This is a genomic window from Intestinibacillus massiliensis (genome assembly GCF_900155735.1).
GTDB lineage: Bacteria > Bacillota > Clostridia > Oscillospirales > Butyricicoccaceae > Intestinibacillus > Intestinibacillus massiliensis.
In genome coordinates, this window is the sequence record NZ_LT707052.1 from 66,391 (window position 1) to 81,080 (window position 14,690).

Here is a 14,690-nt window from a genome sequence, read left to right on the forward strand (position 1 = left end):
CCCCCCCCCCCCGAGGGGATGCCGCGGGATCGTCGTCATCCTTGGTGAACGCATAGATCTTGCGGTACTTAAGCGGGGACATCCCGACCTTTTTGGTGAAGATCGTGTTGAAATAGCTCGGGTTGCCGAACCCGACCTTGATGCCGATCTGGGTGGCGGACTCGTCGGTCTTTTCCAGCAGCGTCTGCGCCTCGCCGATGCGGCGGTAGGTGATGTACTGCAGAGGGGAATAGCCGTACTGCCGTTTAAAGATGTGTGACATGTGGTACATGCTGATGTTGACCTCCTGCGCGATGGCCTGGAGGGTCAGGTCCTCGCAGAAGTGCTCGTCGATGTAGGCCTTGATCTCCATGCAGAGCCGTGTGTCCTTGGCCTTCTGGAGCTGGTCGGGCGTGGTGGCCGATTGCGTGATATCCAGCACCGTGGCGATCAGCGTGAAGAGCAGGAACGCGCAGGCGTCCTCCGAGCGGCTCATCGGGTTGCCCAGGTGGAAAAACATCAGCTCGAACAGGCTCGAGATGCTGTGGAAACGGTTGACGCCGTCGCAGGTCGTCGTGTGGAAGATCGGCGGCATGCTGTCCGGGATCAGCGCGTTTTCCCGCAGCCCCTTGAGGTGCAGCCCGCGGATGCTGCACGAATAGCACTCCAGGTTCTTATCATGCTCAAAGTTTTCCTCATGCACGACGTTGCTGTTATAAATCAGCAAATCCCCCGGGTCGACCCCGTAGGGCACGCCGTTGATGGAGAAAACGCTGCTCCCTTGGCTGACCAGTACCAGTTCGACCGTGTCGGCGTGCGCGTGAAGCGTCCGCATACAGTTGTAATAACGGGACTTTACACGGTGCAGGTGCGCCAGTTCCGGCCGGCTGCCGTGTTCCAGCCAGGTAAACAGGTCGCGCCTCGCAAAGTTCTTTTTCAGCGTATATTGTTCCATGGTAATGCATCACCCCGCCATTCCGATAAAAACTGACCTTTCCTTTATAGTAGCGGAAATATAAGAAAAACGCAAGATGGCCTTGTGTATTTTGTAGAATCCAATCATATTAATTTACAGAGCCTTGTGCAGATAGACGGAAACGGCAAGGGCTATGCGCAGGAATGTGAAAGGTTCCGTGCGGAAAGGGGGCATTTCTCCCGGATACCCCGCAAAATCGTTATACCTCTGTGGGGCAAAACGCGGTATCATGAAGGCAATCCCCAGGGGCTTTCATAAAGCCCCGCACTCTCTCTTCTTTTCCACACCCCCCGCCCGTGGGGCCGCACACGCTGCGGCTCCCCGCGGCAGGGTGGGAAAGCCGCAAAAATATGGTGTTTTCCAGACATCCCGACACGGCAGGCGCCTTGTAGGGATGTCATTTTTTCGCATGAAAATGCTAGCCTGGATGCTGTAAAGGGGGAGGGCAGCCCTGAAAACCATATATGGACAAGCGCACAGGATAATAAAAAACCAGCTATAATTGTCAAATAAATAACGATTTAGCGATATTTCACACAAAATACGCCTGAAAATCTACGCGCGCAAGAATGTGGAAGGAAACCGGCGCAGGGCGGGAAAACAGCTCCTGGATTCAGCAAGTTTGCGATATGTGAAAAAGGCTTTTGGGAATATACTGATGTCACTGAATCACAAAAAACAAAAGTCCGGCGCAAAGCCGCGAATGAGTCAACAGGAGGGTTTTAGATGAAAGACATCGGTATCGGCCTGATCGGCGCGGGCAACATCGCCCAGTTCCACATGCAGGGTTACAATTCCGTGCGGGAGGCATACGGCGAGGTGAACCCCCGTTTTGTCGTGGTCGCCGACCTGATCGAGGAGCGCGCGCAAAGCATCGCCCTGCGCTACAATTTTGAAAAAGTGACGGCCGACTGGCACGACGTGATAAACGACCCCGCCGTCGACTGCGTACTGATCACCACCCCGAACTACGTGCACGCGGAAATGGCAATCGCGGCGGCAAAGGCTGGCAAGCACGTGATGTGCGAAAAGCCGATGGCGATGGACAAGGCCGAGGGGCAGGCCATGGTCGACGCGGTCAAGGCGGCGGGCGTGGTCAGCCAGGTCGATTTTATTTACCGCAAGTGCCCGGCGACCGAAGAGGCCAAGAAGATGATTGATAGCGGCGCGCTCGGCGATATCATCACCTTCCGCGGCTGGTTCGACGCGGCCTACAAGGCCGACCCGGCCTCGCCGATGGAGTGGCGGCAATATGAAAAGTATGCCGGCACCGGCGCGCTCGGCGATATTACGGCGCACGTCATCAGCCTTTCGGACTACCTGGTCAACGGCCAGCTCGGCGGCATCGACGAGGTCTGCGCGGTGTGGGATATCGCGATCCCGGAGCGCACCTCGATGGACGACCCCGCAAAAATCGATAAGGTGGACACCGACGACCTCAATTATGTGCTCGTCCGCTATCAGAACGGCCGCATCGGCACGATGTACGCCAGCCGCGTGGCCACCGGGCACGACTGCCGCATGGGCTACGAGATCCACGGCACCAAGGGCACGGTTAAATTTAACGTCGAGCGCCTGAACGAGTTGGAGCTGTTCCTCGAGGACGGCGACAAGCAGAAGCGCGGCTTCAAGACCCTGTCCCCGAACACCGCGCACGGCGATTACCGGCACTATTCCATCTATGACGACATGGGCATCAGCTACTCCAACGTCATGGGCATCCAGGCGCAGTCCTTCCTGCGCGCGGTCGCCGGGGGCGGCACGGTGGATACCGATATCGCCTACGGCTACTATGTCGACCGCGTGATGGAGGCCATGCAGAAATCCATTGCGGAGCGGCGCTGGGTCAAAATTTCCGAAGTGTAAAAGGGGACAGGCGCGCGGGCGCAGGCCGCCCGCGCGCGGCGGGACACGGAGGCGTTACAGATGAGCGAATATATCGTAGAGCTGCGGGACACCACCAAGCGCTTCCCCGGCGTCGTGGCGCTGCGGGGGATGCATATCGGCATCCGGCCGGGCGAGATACACGGCCTGATCGGGGAGAACGGCGCGGGCAAATCCACCCTGATCAAGGTGCTCACCGGCGTGCATAGGCCGGACGAGGGGCACATCCTGGTAAACGGGCAGGAAGTGCATTTCCGCAACCCAAACGAGGCCAAGGACGCGGGCATCGCCTGCGTTTACCAGGAGCTGAATATCGTGAAGCTCCTGTCCATCACGGACAACATTTTTATCGGGCGCACGATCGAAAAGAAAAGCCGGCTGCTCGATTACAAGAAAATGCACCAGATGGCGCACGACGTCATGCTCTCCCTGGGGCAGGACGTCGACCCCCAGAAGCCCTGCGGCAACTTCGGCATGGGTGTGCAGCAGATGGTCGAAATTGCAAAGGCCGTGCTGTTTGACGCGAAGCTGATCATCATGGACGAGCCGACATCCAGCCTGGGCGAAAACGAGGTCGGCCAGCTCATGGACACGGTGCGCGAGCTGAAGGCGCGCGGCATCGCGATCCTGTTTGTCTCGCACAAGCTGGAGGAGCTGTTTGAGCTGTGCGACCGCGTAACAGTCATGCGGGACGGCGAATGGATCTGCACCGAAGACATCGCGGACATGGACAACGACAAGCTGATCCAGGCGATGGTCGGCCGCTCGCTGTCGAACCTGTTCCCGAAGGTGCAGGGGCAGCGGGGCGCGGAGGCGCTCCGGGTGGAGCACCTTAAATCGGCGGGCGTGCTGCGGGACATCAGCTTTGCCGCCTACCGCGGCGAGATCCTCGGCTTCTCCGGGCTGGTCGGCGCGGGGCGCACGGAGACCTTCCGCGCGATCTTCGGCGCGGACCCGCTGGACAGCGGCAAAATCTACCTCGACGGCAAGGAGGCCAGGATCCGCGCGCCGCTCGACGCCGTGCGCCAAAAGGTCGCCTTCCTGACGGAGGACCGCAAGGGGCAGGGGCTTGTGATGTCCCAGCCGGTCAAGACCAACCTCATCCTGGCGAATATGCGCGGGTTCCGCAAGGGGCCGTGGCTGGACGAGCGCCAGATCCGCGAGGCGGTGGCGGGCAACATCAAGTCGCTCAGCATCAAAACGCCGTCGGCCGACGAGACCGTCAGCAAGCTTTCCGGCGGCAACCAGCAAAAGGTGGTCATCGGCAAATGGGTCAACACCGACGCCGAGGTCTTCATCTTCGACGAGCCGACGCGCGGCATCGACGTGGGCGCGAAGATCGAGGTCTATAACGTCATGAACCGCCTGGTCAAGGAGGGCAAATGCGTCATTATGATTTCCTCCGAGCTGCCCGAAATCCTCGGGATGTCCGACCGCGTCATCGTCATGCGCGAGGGGCGGGTCATGGCCGATATCGGGCGCGATAGCGTGCATTTTAACGCGGAGGATATCATGAAAGCGGCTTGGGGAGGTGCGCTGTAATGTCAAATACAAAGAAACTGAGCTTCAAGGACCTGGCGTCGAAGGTTGGGCCTTGCCTGGCGCTGATCGTGATTTTCCTGATTTTCACGGTCGCGACGCCGAAATTCCTGCAATATGACAACCTGATGAACGTCTTTAAGCAGACCTCGATCAACGCGCTTATTTCCGCGGGAATGCTGATCGTCCTGATCACCGCGGGCATCGACCTTTCCGTCGGCGCGGTGTGCGCGCTGTCCACCTGCATCATGGGGCTTGCGCTCCAGGCGGGCGTTCAAAACAGCGCGCTGCTCATCCTGATCTGCCTTGCGACCGGCGTGCTGATCGGCGCGTTCAACGGCGCGCTGCTGACCAAGCTGCACCTGCCGCACCCGTTCGTCTCCACGCTCGGCACGCGCAATATCGCCCGCGGGCTTGCGCTCTTCCTGACCGGCGCGGCCACGATCGGCGGCTTCCCGGACGGCGTGCTCAGCCTGGGCTTTTCCACCATCAACGGCTTCCCGGTCAGCTTCCTGGCGGTCATTATCCTGTTTATCTGCTTCCACTTCTTCCTGAATAAGACGTCCCTCGGCCGCCAGATTTACTGCGTGGGCGGCAACGCCGAGGCCGCGCGGCTTTCGGGCATCCGCTCCGACCGCGTGCTGCTCATCTGCTACATCCTGTCCGGCCTGATGGCGGCGCTCGCGGGCGTCGTGCTGGTCGGCCGCACCGCGACGGCTTACCCGCTCGCGGGCGACACCTACGATACCGACGCCATCGCGGCCTGCATCATCGGCGGCGCGTCCTTCATGGGCGGCAAGGGCACAATCTGGGGCACCCTGATCGGCGCGATGCTCATCGCGATCATCCGCAACGGCCTGAACCTGCTCGGCGCATCCTCGTACCTGCAGCAGATCGTGCTGGGCGCGGTCATCATCCTCGCGGTGTTTGTGGACGTGACGCGCGAGCGCATGGAAGCCAAGGCCAGGCGGCTCGCCGCGGTATAAACCCTGGACGGCGCGCCCCGGCGCGGGGCGTGTGCAATATGGTATAACCACATCGGAGAAAAGGAGCTGTACATGATGTTCAAAAAAAGGTTATTGGCAATGCTGCTCAGCGGCGCAATGGTACTCGGCATGACGGCCTGCAGCGGGGGCGGCGATACCGCGCAGCCGGACGGCGCGGATAACGCCGCGCAAGCGGATCAGGGCGGGGACGCCCCCGGCAAGCTCAAAATTGGCGTCGCGCTATGCTCGACCACCACGGAGTTCTGGTCGGCGGTCGTTGACGGCTTCAACGCCGCGCAGGCCGACCTCGGCGTGGAGATGACCATCGTCGCGCCGTCGTCCCAGACCGACGTTTCCGGCCAGGTGTCCCAGATCGAGGACCTGGTCACGCAGGATATCGACGCGATCGTCGTCGGCCCGTGCGACTCCACCACGGTCAGCCAGCCGCTGCAGGCGGCCATTGAAAAGGGCATCCCGATCGTCATCCTGGATTCCGAGGTCAAGGACGTGCAGGACTGCTTTGTCGGCACCAGCAACCAGGAGGCCGCGGCCTCTTCGGAAACCATCTTGAAAGAGACGCTCGGCACGGGCTGGAACGCGGTCATCATCGGCGGCATCCAGGGGCACGAGGCCGGCAACGGCCGCGTGGCGGGCTTTGAGGACGCGATGAAGGCGTGCGGCGCCAACCTGCTCGAGATGCAGTACGGCGACTGGACGCCGGAAAAGGCCATGGATATCATGGAGAACTTCCTGCAGAAGTACGACAACATCGACGCCGTGCTGTGCGCGTCCGACAACACCGCGCTGGGCGCGATGCGCGCCATCCAGTCCTCCGGCAAGGATATCAAGATCATCGGCTTTGACGCGAACGAATCCGCGGTACAGGAGGTCATCAACGGCAATTTCCTCGCGACAATTTCCCAGGACACCTACGGCATCGGCTATGAGAGCCTGAAGGCCGCAACGCAGCTCGCAAACGGCGAGAAGGTCGAGGACTATGTCTTTGTCCCGACCCACCTGATCACCAAGGACAACGCCGAGGACTTCCTCGCGGGCACGCTGTCTTAAAGGGCGCTGTAACGGATAAAAGGAGGCAACCTATATGGAGGAACTGCGCATTGGCGTAGTAGGCACAGGCGCGATCGGCCGGAAGCACATCCGGCGCATCACGGAGCGCCTCAAGGGCGGCAAGGTGGTCGCGGTCTCGGATGCAAACCTCGCGGGCGCGCAGGCGGTCGCGGCGGAATACGGCGCAGAGCTGTTTGAGGACGGCGGCGCGCTGATCGCTTCGCCCGGGGTGGACGCGGTCATCGTCACGGCCTGGGATCCCGCGCACAAGGAATATGTCATGGACGCGGTCCGCGCCGGGAAATACGTATTCTGCGAAAAACCGCTCGCAACGACCGCGGCGGACTGCCGGGAAATCGTCGAAGCGGAACAGGCGGGCGGCAAGCGCCTCGTGCAGGTCGGCTTCATGCGCCGCTACGACGAGGGCTACCGCCGCATGAAGGAGGCGGTTGACGGCGGCTTCATCGGCGCGCCGCTGATGGTGCACTGCGCGCACCGCAACGCGTCCATGGATCCGGAATACGAGGACGATTACATGATCACCCAGTGCTGCATCCATGAAATCGACCTGGTCAAGTGGCTGATCGACGACGAATACGAATCGGTGCGCGTGCTGCTGCCGCGTTCGACGAAGTTCACCGGGCGCCGGCTGCACGACCCGCAGATCGCCCAGATCCGCACGAAAAAAGGCGTGTGCATCGACGTTGAAATCTTTGTAAACTGCCAGTTCGGCTACGACATCCAGTGCCAGGTGGTGGGCGAGAGCGGGACGGTCAACCTGCCCGACCCGTCCTACCTGCCGTACCGCAAGGGCGCGGTACGCGGCGCGGCGCTCTGCACAAACTGGGAAGACCGGTTTGTGGAGGCGTACAACGTCGAGCTGCAGGAATGGATCGACGCCACCCGCGCCGGCCGCGTCGACGGCCCGAACGCCTGGGACGGCTATGTCGCGGCGGTCACGGCGGACGCGATGATCCGCGCCCGGGAAGCCGGGGAGGAGATGCCGGTCGACCTGCCGGAACGCCCGGCGTTTTACCGATAAGCCCGCGCTCCGATGTGTTTCCTCACATCTGTAACAAGCCGGGGGGCGGCTTCCCAGGAATGGGAGGCCGCCCCCCGGACTTCGTCATGCCGCCCGCCCCCCTCCGCATAGGATACAGGGAAAGGGGGGCGGGGCATGGGGAAACAGCAGGTGGATACGCCGCCCGCCGTGCGCATCCGCACGGGGGGCAGTACGCCGGCGGCGGTGAAGCTGGCGGTCGTCCGGGCGCAGGCGGAAATCGAAAAGCGCCGCGGCGGCGCGTGACCGCGGTGTACGCCCGGCAGTCGGCCGACCGCCCGGACAGCATATCGGTCGAAACGCAGGTGCAGCGGTGCCTTGACCGGCTGCCCGCATCCGAGCGCGCCGCGTGCCGCACCTATACCGACCGCGGGTTTTCCGGCAAGGATACCGGCCGCCCGGCGTTCCAGGCGCTGCTTTCCGCGATCCGGGATGGGGAAGTGGGCAAGCTGCTCGTGTATAAGCTCGACCGCGTCAGCCGCAGCGTGCACGATTTTACCGGGCTGTGCGCGCTGCTGCGGGAAAAGGGCGTGGCCTTCCAGTCCTGCGAGGATGGGCTGACGCTCGACGAAACCCCGGCCGGTACGGCGATGGCGCAAATTATGATGGTGTTCGCGCAGTTTGAGCGCGAGACCATCCAGCGCCGCGTGACGGATAACTATTACAGCCGCGCCCGCGCGGGCATGTACCTCGGCGGGCGGCCGCCCTTCGGCTTTGGCAAGGGCGAAACGCGGGTCGCGGGGAAAAAGACCGCGTGTTACATAGAAGCCCCCGCGCAGGCAGAGGCCGTGCGCGCGCTGTACAGGCGGTACCTCGAGCCGGGCGCGTCGCTCGGGTCGCTGATGCGCTGGCTAAACGACGGCGTTCGCATCCCGACGGGTCGCGGCGGCGCATGGGGCACGGTGCAGCTCGGCAGGCTGCTGCGCAACCCGGCGTATGTCCGGGCGGACGCGGCGGTTTACCGTTACCTGCGGGACAAGGGCGCGGTGCTGACCGACCCCGTGGACGAGTATACCGGGCAGCGCGGGTGCTACCTTTACGCCCCGCGCGCCGGGCGGACGCAGAGCAAGTTTACCGGGCTCTCCGGGGCGTACGTCACGCTTGCGCCGCACGCGGGGCTGGTGGACGCGCAGGGCTGGCTGTGCGCGCAGCGCAAGTTGGATCAAAACCGCATGGTGAAAAACAGCGGGCGCGGGTCGCACAGCTGGCTTTCCGGCCTGATGAAGTGCGCGGCCTGCGGTTATGCCGTCACGGTTTCGCCCCGCCCTTCGGGCGGGTATTACCTTTACTGCGGGGGGCGGAAAAAGGGGAAGTCCGTGTGCCCCGGGCGCGGCCGCACGGTGACGCTCGGGCAGGCCGAGGCCGCGGTGGCGGGCGCGCTCCTGCCCTACCTGCAAAGNCTGGAGGAAAAGAAGCTGCTGGCGCGCGCGGCGCTGGAATGTGTGCGGATCGGCGACGGTTTTGTCGAGGCGGTATTAGCATCGCCGTACGGCGCGGCGCAATAAAAAAGGGGGCACGGCGTTATGCCGTGCCCCCTTTGGGGTGTTTGGAGCCTTAGAGGTCAGCGTTCCCGGATGCGGCGCTTCCGCAGCAGCGCCATCCCGCCGAGCGAGCCGAGCATCATGCTGAGCAGCAGCGCAATTGGGGCGCTGTCGCCCGTGCGCGGGACGCCGGTCGCCGCCGGTATGGATGCCGCCGGTACAGCTGTGGGCGGCATGTAGGCCAGCGGGATCTGGTTCTCAATGATTTCCTCCGGGGTAAGGTCGGGCGCGTCGCTCAGCGGGACATAGCCGTCCTCTATCAGCTGCTCGACCTCCTCCGGGGTCATGCCTTCCGGCGTGACAACCGGGCGGTTGGGGCGGTTCCCGCCCCCGCCTCCACCACCGCCGCCGGTGGAGGTCAGCTGGTTGGTAACGGTGTAATAGGCCGTGTTGTTCTGGCCATTCTGCACGGCCGAGACCGGGATCAGGCCGGTGTGGAGGTCGTAGCCCTCCGGCGCCTTGGGCTCGCGCAGGTAGTAGGAGCCGAGGCGCAGGCCGCTGAAGGTAACCTGGCCGTTTGCATCCACGGCCTGCGCGGCGCGCACCACCGTGGCGCCGTCCGCTGCCAGCAGTTCAAATTCCGCGCCGGTCAGCAGGGACTGCGCGCCGGCCGCGTCCTTTTCGCTCATCTTGGTGACGACCAGGCGGCCGAGCACCGGTTCGTTGACAAAGGTCAGGTCATAGAAGGTGTTGTGGTCGCGGATGTCCTGCGCCTGTGCCTGGGAATCCAGCACGTAGCCGTCCGGCGCTTTCAGCTCGCGGACTTCGTACTCGCCGAACGCAAGGTTCGGGAATACCGCCAGGCCCGTGGCGTCGGTGGTGGCGGTCCGGAGCGGTTCCGCGTCCGCGGCCGCGCCCTTCGGGAATAGGCCGAACTCCGCGCCGGGCAGCGGCGTCGCGGTATCCGCGCTGCCGTCCGCCGCCTTTTCGTACTTAAATACGTTGATGCCGCCGCGGATACGCTCGTTTGCAACCAGCACGGTATTGTTAAGGTCGGTCGATTCGCCGGGCACGACGGTCACGGGGATGCCGTTTTTACTCTGTTCGCTTGCGAGGTAACCGCGCGGGGCGTAGTCCTCATAGACGACATAATCGCCCTTCGGCAGCACGATGCTTACCGTGCCGTCCTTGCCGGTGTACCCGCCGCCGGCACGCGCGTTGCCGTCCACCGTGTATACCGTAAAGTGCGCGCCGGACAGCGGCTTCGCGGGATCGGGCGCCGCCGGGTTGCCGTCGGCCGCGGCGTATTTGTGGATGGTCAGGCGGCCCATGGTGTCCCAGTTGACCGCCGCTTCGACATTGCTGATCTTGATGTTCTTCACGGTGGCGGAGCTGCCGCCCTTATACCATTTGACGCCGTTCTGAATGGAGATCGCATTTACGCCCTTGAGGCCCTCCGGCACCTTGATGCGGGTGCTGTAGGTCAGGGTATAGGCGTTGGTATCGTACTGTCCCGCGCCGTAAGGGGTGACGAGGTGCACCTGGATGGTCAGCGTATCCGGGTCGTACTCGTACCAGCTTTGCCCCGCGCCGCTGTCCATGCCAAGTTCGAAGGTCTCGGACTTGTTATCGCGTCCGGTGACCTTTAGCTTGACATCCGACGGCGCTTCGGCCACATCCGACGGGGCGACGCCCTCGGGCAGGTTGCCGATGGCCAGCTGGTCGGTGATAACCTGGCCGTTGGTGCCTGGGAACTCGACCTTGTTCTCGTTGAGCTTGACCGTCCAGGAGATCATGTCCTTGTTGTCGTAGCTTGCGGATTTGCTCGCCGGGACGACGGTGATGGACTGTTCCTCCCAGTCGCCAGTGGCGTGGCGCACCCCTTCCGGGTCCGTGCCGGACTGGCCGCCGTTGTTGCGCCAAGTCAGCTTCGCGGACGCCGGGGTCTTTTGCAGGGCGCTGTCAATCTGCTGCTGCAGCGCCTCGTCGGTGATCTTGGTGCGCACTTCGACGTCGACCGCGGTGTACACGGTGCCCTGAAAGGCGAGCACGAGGTTGGTGCCGTCAAACGCAACCGTATAATCCTTGCCGTATTCATAGGTGACGCCGTTGCCCTTTGCCAAGTCGCCGTCCGCCGTCACGGTGAGCGCCCGTTCCGGATGGCCGCCGCACGGCTGCAGGTTTTCGTCCACGAGGACGAAGCCCGCCGGCAGGCTGTCGACAATCTTGAATTCGGTCTGTGGCAGGTTCCAGTGGTTCGCTTTGAGCAGCCAGGTGACCGTGTGGTTTGCCTGGTTGTACCCATGCCCGCTTTTGAGCAACTTATCGAACTGGCGGTTTGCGTTCCCGCCGCTGACGCTGGCCGACGCGGAACCCGTGTACGTTTTGCCGCCGGTTTCCAGTGTAACGCCGTTTTGCACGCCCTGTGCGGGGATATAAGCGGTCACGTTGTCCGCGGAAGCCTGGTTCCCGTTGGACACCGGGCCATAGACGATGTTGCTGCCCATCTGCGTCCAGAAACGCAGGCGGTAGGTGCCGGCAAGCGGCCCGCTGAACGCGACGGTAAGCGTCTTGGAATTGATGTCATAATTTGCGGTCGCGGTCGTGTCGTTTTCGCCCGGAACGCGGACTGCGGTGCCGAGCGGCAGCGCGACCGCTTCGCCCTGCGGGATGTTCTTAGTCGTCTGCACCGAGCCGTCGATGCGCTGGAGGTAGATCGTCGCAAACGGGTTTTTCCCATCGCCCGGTTTGAAGCCGGTGTTGCTGTAACGGCTGCTGTAGAACTCGCTAAACGTTTTGCCGGTGTCGCCCACCGGCGCGTCGTCCCGGTACTGTTCGGCCAACGCGGGCACGCCCGCGATCAGCGCCTGGTTTGGCCCGAAGGTGTCGCGGAGCGTGGACGTGCCGGCCGTCTGGCCGAAATACACGTCCCAGCCCGCCGCGCGGATCGGGACAAGCAGGGAGACGGAAGCCTTGCGCACGATGTTGCCGGTCATTTCGCCCGAACCCGCCGAGCTATTGACGGTGTAGCCCCAGAAGGACAGGGAAGCCTTGTTGGTAAAGGTCTGCTTGTCGTTCCAGTTTTCGGGCAGGGCGGTATCGAACTCGATCGCGAGCGGGCGGTCGATCCCCTGCTTGAGGGTGAAGGCCAGGGGGGCCGTCGCTGTCAGGTAGTCGCCCGTTACGACTTCGTCGTAATTTTTAAGCTCGGTCAGGGAACCGGTAACGTTGCCCTTAAAGAGGTAGGTTTTGAGGGTGCCCGGCAGGTAGGTCAGCCCCTCGGGCAGGGCGTCCGTGATGGTTGCGCCTGCGGGCATCTGCATAAAGTTGCGGTTGACATAGAGCCGCCAGGTCAGCACCTTTTGCCCGCCGCTGTCGTGCGCCGTGCCGATGCGCGCCTTGGTGAACACGTTGGCCGAATGGGTGACCTGCGCCTTGGCGGTGCCCCAGTCGCGCGCCGGCGTATCCTGCTCCGCATTATAATTGTAAGAGGTTACCGTATTTTTGACGGTCACATCCTTTGCCGCCGGGTTTTTCGCATTGCCGTACAGCGCCTTATAACCCGCTTCGGACAGGTTCGAGGTGAATGCCACCGTCAGGGACTTGCCCTCGGGAAAGCCTTTTTTGAGCGCGACCGTAAAGCCGCCCGCGGGCGACCCCTTGGTCAGCGTGTAGTCCCCGCCCTCGGTCAGGGTCAGCATTTCGCCATGCTGGTTTTCGACCTTTACGCTTTCCAGGCGGCGCAGCTCGTGGATTTCCTGCGCCGTATCGCCCAGCGTCATCTGATCCTCCATGACGAGGCCCGCCGGGAAGCCGGTGGCGCCTTCGGCCGGGGCGACGGTGTACGTCCAGGCGATCATGCCCTGGTCGTTTACGGTAGCGCCGGATTTGCCGGTGCGCCCCGCGGCCTGTTTGTCCGGGCCCTCGGGCGAAACGATGACGGTGACGGGCTTGCCCGCGACGCTGAATTCCAGTTCGCCGCTGCCGCCGCCCTCGGTGGCGGCGATATTGCCCTCGTATGTGAACCAGCCGCCGATGGAGGCGGTCAGGTCGGTGATGGTTTGCGTGAACTTGATGGAGGCCTTCGCGTGCTCCGCGTCGAGGTAGAGGATGGCGATACGCTGCCCGGACGCGTCATAGATTTCGATCTCCTGCGCGGAAAGGTCGTAGGAGAAGCCCTTTTCCGGGATGGTCACGGGGTAGGCCGGGACATTTTCCGGGTCCGGGTCGCCGCGGAAGCCCTGCTGATAGGGGTTCCGGATCAAAAACTCGTATTTGACGGTCACCGCGTCGCCGACCTTGACGTTCTCGAGCGCAGGGGCTTCATCGCCGCCAGTCAGCTCGACCGTTTTGCTGCCATGGGTCAGGGAGATCTTGGTGACAAACGGGTCGAGCGAATCGGCCTCGCCCTGCGCTTCCTCGGAAAGGGTGTAGGAGAGCGTGGTTTCTTCGCCCGCCGCCACCTGGACGGAAAAGGCCTTTTCCGCGTGCGCGGCGCCGTCCAGCGTGATGCCGCCGACGGTGTAGCCGCCGTACTTGTCGTCAAACGCGACGGTATAGGTCCCGGCCGGCACCTGGGCTTCCGCGGCCTGCGGCCCATCGCCGGTTACGGCAGACAGGGACAGCGTGCCCTTGGGGCAGTTATCCGGCGAGCCGTAGTCCGCGCCCTCCGGCTTGGTAAAGCCGGTCAGGGCCAGGGCGAGCGGGAAGCCGTCCTCTGATAGCCCGTGAAGCGCGTCCTGCGCCGCCACCAAATAGGCGTCGTCCCAGCCGCTCCCCCCGGCCGCGAGCACAGGGGACGCGCCGAGCAGCAGCACCAGGGACAGCATCAGTGCGAGCACCCTGTGTAAACGCTTGCTAGTATAATGTTTCATACGATCAAACCTCTCTTTATCCGGACATGTTCCCCCATCCGGCAATAGGTGGAGTAATGTTATCATTATTATACAACCGTGTAGTTACATCGCGGTTACAGATTGAAAAAATCCTCCTATAAAAACGTATTTTTTTAAATTGTACACTTTTTGTGTAAAATAACGGAAACAGTAGGGATTGCTTGGTCAAAAATTTTTTAATTTTTTTAGAAAACAACTCTGATTATCTCCAAAAAGCCCGGGAATACGGGCATTTCACGGGATATAAGAACTGAATTTACTACCGATTTACTACTTTCGGATTGAGCTTTGACACGCTTCTGCCTCCCGTGAAGCCCACCACCCAAATAGTGACACATCGAAANTGTTCTGGCCATTCTGCACGGCCGAGACCGGGATCAGGCCGGTGTGGAGGTCGTAGCCCTCCGGCGCCTTGGTCTCGCGCAGGTAGTAGGAGCCGAGGCGCAGGCCGCTGAAGGTAACCTGGCCGTTTGCATCCACGGCCTGCGCGGCGCGCACCACCGTGGCGCCGTCCGCTGCCAGCAGTTCAAATTCCGCGCCGGTCAGCAGGGACTGCGCGCCGGCCGCGTCCTTTTCGCTCATCTTGGTGACGACCAGGCGGCCGAGCACCGGTTCGTTGACAAAGGTCAGGTCATAGAAGGTGTTGTGGTCGCGGATGTCCTGCGCCTGTGCCTGGGAATCCAGCACGTAGCCGTCCGGCGCTTTCAGCTCGCGGACTTCGTACTCGCCGAACGCAAGGTTCGGGAATACCGCCAGGCCCGTGGCGTCGGTGGTGGCGGTCCGGAGCGGTTCCGCGTCCGCGGCCGCGCCCTTCGGGAATAG

The 14,690-nt window shown here is 62.7% G+C and carries 10 protein-coding genes; 7 read left to right on the top strand and 3 right to left on the bottom strand.

Annotated elements, in window-relative coordinates:
* The coding region (locus tag CZ203_RS14505; protein WP_159456348.1) for a helix-turn-helix domain-containing protein at positions 1-934 on the bottom strand (934 nt) is incomplete at its 3' end.
* Between the two features lie 747 nt (positions 935-1,681).
* On the opposite strand from CZ203_RS14505, the gene CZ203_RS03680 reads away from it, so the two are divergent.
* From CZ203_RS03680 to CZ203_RS03705, 7 genes are all read left to right on the top strand, one after another.
* Positions 1,682-2,821 (top strand): Gfo/Idh/MocA family protein, encoded by a 1,140-nt coding sequence (locus tag CZ203_RS03680; RefSeq protein WP_087064825.1) that lies wholly within the window; start codon positions 1,682-1,684, stop codon positions 2,819-2,821.
* A 60-nt stretch (positions 2,822-2,881) separates the two neighbouring features.
* Positions 2,882-4,381 (top strand): sugar ABC transporter ATP-binding protein, encoded by a 1,500-nt coding sequence (locus tag CZ203_RS03685; RefSeq protein ID WP_087064826.1) that lies wholly within the window; start codon positions 2,882-2,884, stop codon positions 4,379-4,381.
* Positions 4,381-5,364: an ABC transporter permease gene (locus tag CZ203_RS03690; RefSeq protein ID WP_087064827.1), complete on the top strand. Its 984-nt coding sequence runs from the start codon at positions 4,381-4,383 to the stop codon at positions 5,362-5,364. Before CZ203_RS03685 ends, CZ203_RS03690 begins: the two co-directional genes overlap by 1 nt.
* Positions 5,365-5,436: 72 nt before the next feature.
* Positions 5,437-6,432: a sugar ABC transporter substrate-binding protein gene (locus tag CZ203_RS03695; protein WP_087064828.1), complete on the top strand. Its 996-nt coding sequence runs from the start codon at positions 5,437-5,439 to the stop codon at positions 6,430-6,432.
* A 34-nt stretch (positions 6,433-6,466) separates the two neighbouring features.
* Positions 6,467-7,474, top strand: a complete 1,008-nt coding sequence (locus CZ203_RS03700) for a Gfo/Idh/MocA family protein (RefSeq protein ID WP_087064829.1) — start codon at positions 6,467-6,469, stop codon at positions 7,472-7,474.
* A gap of 135 nt (positions 7,475-7,609) precedes the next feature.
* Positions 7,610-7,738, top strand: coding sequence for a hypothetical protein (locus CZ203_RS15255; RefSeq protein ID WP_264472915.1), 129 nt, complete (start codon positions 7,610-7,612; stop codon positions 7,736-7,738).
* A 5-nt stretch (positions 7,739-7,743) separates the two neighbouring features.
* Positions 7,744-8,997 carry a recombinase family protein gene (locus tag CZ203_RS03705; protein WP_207651259.1) on the top strand — a complete coding sequence of 418 codons (1,254 nt, stop codon included), beginning with the start codon at positions 7,744-7,746 and terminating at the stop codon, positions 8,995-8,997.
* A gap of 56 nt (positions 8,998-9,053) precedes the next feature.
* Here the strand turns inward: CZ203_RS03705 and CZ203_RS03710 are convergent, their stop codons facing one another.
* Entirely contained in the window at positions 9,054-13,847 is a 4,794-nt protein-coding gene (locus tag CZ203_RS03710; protein ID WP_159456350.1) for an MSCRAMM family protein, read from the bottom strand.
* A gap of 291 nt (positions 13,848-14,138) precedes the next feature.
* Positions 14,139-14,690: MSCRAMM family protein (locus tag CZ203_RS14510; protein ID WP_268875363.1), on the bottom strand; the 552-nt coding region annotated here is incomplete at its 5' end.

Excerpts from the sequence above, each read along its gene's own strand:
- CZ203_RS03710 (WP_159456350.1), bottom strand. The coding sequence starts at position 13,847 with ATGAAACATTATACTAGCAAGCGTTTACACAGGGTGCTCGCACTGATG.
- CZ203_RS03685 (WP_087064826.1), top strand. The coding sequence starts at position 2,882 with ATGAGCGAATATATCGTAGAGCTGCGGGACACCACCAAGCGCTTCCCC.
- CZ203_RS03700 (WP_087064829.1), top strand. The coding sequence starts at position 6,467 with ATGGAGGAACTGCGCATTGGCGTAGTAGGCACAGGCGCGATCGGCCGG.
- CZ203_RS03690 (WP_087064827.1), top strand. The coding sequence starts at position 4,381 with ATGTCAAATACAAAGAAACTGAGCTTCAAGGACCTGGCGTCGAAGGTT.
- CZ203_RS15255 (WP_264472915.1), top strand. The coding sequence starts at position 7,610 with ATGGGGAAACAGCAGGTGGATACGCCGCCCGCCGTGCGCATCCGCACG.
- CZ203_RS03680 (WP_087064825.1), top strand. The coding sequence starts at position 1,682 with ATGAAAGACATCGGTATCGGCCTGATCGGCGCGGGCAACATCGCCCAG.
- CZ203_RS03695 (WP_087064828.1), top strand. The coding sequence starts at position 5,437 with ATGATGTTCAAAAAAAGGTTATTGGCAATGCTGCTCAGCGGCGCAATG.